Raw genomic sequence first — 628 nt, 5'->3', positions numbered from 1 at the left:
CGAAGGAGTTGGACATCACGAACGACGGGTGACCGGTGGCGTTGCCCAGGTTCAGCAGGCGGCCCTCGGACAGCACGATGATCTTCTTGCCGTCCGGGAAGGTCCAGGTGTGGACCTGCGGCTTGATCTCGTCCTTGACGATGCCGGGGACCTTGGCGAGGCCGGCCATGTCGATCTCGTTGTCGAAGTGGCCGATGTTGCCCACGATCGCCTGGTGCTTCATCTTGGCCATGTCCGAGGCCATGATGATGTCCTTGTTGCCGGTCGTGGTGATGAAGATGTCGGCCTTGTCGACGACCTCGTCGAGGGTCGTGACCTGGTAGCCGTCCATGGCCGCCTGAAGGGCGCAGATCGGGTCGATCTCGGTGACGATCACGCGGGCGCCCTGTCCGCGCAGGGACTCCGCGCAGCCCTTGCCCACGTCGCCGTAGCCGCAGACGACCGCGGTCTTGCCGCCGATCAGGGTGTCGGTGGCGCGGTTGATGCCGTCGATCAGGGAGTGGCGGCAGCCGTACTTGTTGTCGAACTTCGACTTGGTGACCGCGTCGTTGACGTTGATCGCCGGGAACAGGAGGGTGCCTTCGCGCTGCATCTCGTACAGGCGGTGGACGCCGGTCGTGGTCTCCTC

General features: G+C 64.6%; 1 protein-coding gene. It reads right to left on the bottom strand.

Annotation, left to right across the window (positions count from 1 at the left end):
• A partial coding sequence (locus KWI83_RS37840) for an adenosylhomocysteinase (RefSeq protein ID WP_218518895.1) occupies positions 1 to 628 on the bottom strand: 628 nt, incomplete at both ends.

It is taken from the genome of Streptomyces sp. TRM70350 (genome assembly GCF_019219825.1).
Taxonomy (GTDB): domain Bacteria; phylum Actinomycetota; class Actinomycetes; order Streptomycetales; family Streptomycetaceae; genus Streptomyces.
The sequence above is the reverse complement of the archived record's forward strand: the minus strand, read 5'-3'. Positions and strand labels throughout refer to the sequence as shown.